2 protein-coding genes are annotated in these 2,402 nt (G+C 58.1%); both read right to left on the reverse strand.

Annotation, left to right across the window (positions count from 1 at the left end; translation table 11 throughout):
* Nucleotides 1-1,003: 1,003 nt before the first annotated feature.
* On the reverse strand, nt 1,004-1,816 hold the full coding sequence (locus tag ACFC25_RS22650) for an IS3 family transposase (RefSeq protein WP_376049342.1): 813 nt from the start codon (nt 1,814-1,816) through the stop codon (nt 1,004-1,006).
* A gap of 38 nt (nt 1,817-1,854) precedes the next feature.
* Nucleotides 1,855-2,181, reverse strand: a complete 327-nt coding sequence (locus ACFC25_RS22655; protein ID WP_376049345.1) for a helix-turn-helix domain-containing protein — start codon at nt 2,179-2,181, stop codon at nt 1,855-1,857.
* Nucleotides 2,182-2,402: the final 221 nt, after the last annotated feature.

Raw genomic sequence — 2,402 nt, forward strand, 5'->3', positions numbered from 1 at the left:
TGAACTGGTCCCCAAAAGTTGGACTCCTTAATGTGCGGGTCCCACTTTAGCGGCCAAGGACCGGCCCTTCGAAGAAGTCCCCGTCCCATTTGGGACGGGGACTTCTGTCGCTGCTGGAAGTTCTATGGCAGCTAAAGCGAGTGTTCGTTTGAGGTTTCCCGGGGCAGTGCAGGATGAATGGGGGTTCTAATGATCGTCGCAACAGGCTTGATTCGAAGGTAAGAGTCTCTGATCGCCCATAGCCGGCATCATCACTGAGCCGCGACCTGACAGGAACAGAGTGCCGGAGAAGGCCCTGTCACCGTGCGATTAACGGGACGGGTCTACGGGAGTCTTACGAGAGGGGTGGGTGAACCAAAATGTGGCCACCTGGTGATCCCGGGTCCGCCCGCCCGATGACCCCCTACTGGGACGGCATGCGGACGGGCCTCTCAGGGACGATGCCACCTACATACAAGATGGGTCCTGACGTGCGATAGTGGCGCAACGGAACAACCTCGTGGGGGGGTGATTATGGCAGAAAAGTGGCGGCCGTTTCTTCTTGCAGCCGTTTTGTCCATTATGTGGTACGGCTTCGTGGGTCTCATCGACAGGGCGGCAGTGGTGCGGCTGGACCTTTCGATTACCTCAGATTGCCTCAACAAGCATCTTCCAGAGGGCACCATTCATAACCCTGAGAATTACCCGCCCGTGAGAGGAGACTATGTGTTCCTGCCCTTGGGACTCTACTGCTCGTACACAATGACTGACGGATCCACCGTTGAATCATTCCATCCCCGATACGTCCAGACTATTGTCGCCGGTCTTCCCATAGTCCTGACCGTAATCTTCAAGGCGAGATCTCGCAGACGATCCTCGAAACCTACGGAAGCAAAATGAGGACAGGCCCTAGACCCCTCTCCGTCATCAGTAACCCAGTTTTCCTTGACAGGAGATGAGTATTGGGGAGGGCCCGAGAGCGATGTGCCGTGAAGTCGCCGCTGAATGTTGGCTAAGGGGGACCCTATGCGGCAAGCATCTGAGCACGGTACTGCATCGGGCTCAGGCCTTTGAGCTTGGTGGAGATTCTTTCGGTGTTGTACCAGCGCATGTACTCGTGCAGTGCCTCTGACAGTGCGTCGGTGTTGAGGAACCGGACACGGTGGAAGAGCTCTTCTTTCAGGTGTCCGAAGAAGTTCTCCATGACGGCGTTGTCGTAGCAGTTGGCTTTGCGTGACATTGATTGGACCGCGCCGGCGTTCGCCAAGAGTGTGCGCCAGGAGTTGTGCTGATATTGGAATCCCTGGTCGGAGTGCACGAGGGGTTTCTGGCCGTTTTCCAGCGTGGCCAGGGCGCCGCGTAGCGAGGCGTTGGTCAGTTCCAGGTTGGGCGAGGTGCCAATCGCGTAGGAGATGATCTGCCGGTCAAAAAGGTCCATGATCGGTGAGAGGTAGAGCTTCCGGTCACCGACGCTGAACTCGGTCACATCGGTAACCCACTTCTGGTCTGGGGCGTCCGCTTCGAACTGGCGTTTCAGCAGGTTCGGGGCCACGATGCCCTGTTCGCCTTGGTAGGAGTTGTACCGCTTCCTGCTTCGGACCTTGCAGACCAGCCGCAGGGAACGCATCAGCTTGAGCACGGTCTTCTTGGCGACCGTCCATCCTTGCTTGAGGAGTTCGATATGGAGCCGGCGGTGCCCGTACCGGCCGTGGTTCTTCGTGAAAATCTCCGTAATAGCGGCCTTTAGGGACGCCCGTGGATCGGGGCCACTAAGTCGGGACTGGTGGTAGAAGAACGTGGACCGGGCTAACCCGGCTACGTCCAGGAGAACTTCCAACCTGTGTTCAGCCTTGAGAGCGATGACAGCGCGGACCTTTAGCGCTGTTCCTCGTCCCTCAAGGCGTTTACTTTTCCCAGGAAGGCCACCTCTGCCCGCAGGCGTTCGTTCTCACGGCGCAGTCGCTCTACCTCAGACTCAGGTTTCCTTGCTGTCCCGGGATTCGTCTTCGGACGGCCTTTCGGCTTGGGGCGCAGCCCGTCCTCGCCTTCGGTCCGGTACTGACGCGCCCACTTTTCGAGCAACAGTGGAGAGGACAGCCCAAGCTCTTTCGCCAGGGCGACTTTGGGCTCACCCGCGCGGTATCGCTGCACAGCATCAAGTTTGAACTCAAACGAGAACACCGGTCGTGTTGGCTTCGCCATCAGCGTCGTACCTCCGCGCGTCCGCCATCGACCATACAAACGTTTGATGGCACCTCTACCTACTCCGAGTCGGGTCGCTACCGCCCAAGCACCCCAACCCGTTTCAAACAACGCTACCGCGGCCTCGCGCTGCTCCTCGGACAACGTACTTCTTCCATGCATAGAACTGCTCCCCGAAAGTCAGAACTGATTTCTCAGTCCAACTTTCGGGGAGCAGTTCA

Source organism: Pseudarthrobacter sp. NPDC055928 (assembly GCF_042270935.1).
Classification (GTDB): Bacteria; Actinomycetota; Actinomycetes; order Actinomycetales; family Micrococcaceae; genus Arthrobacter.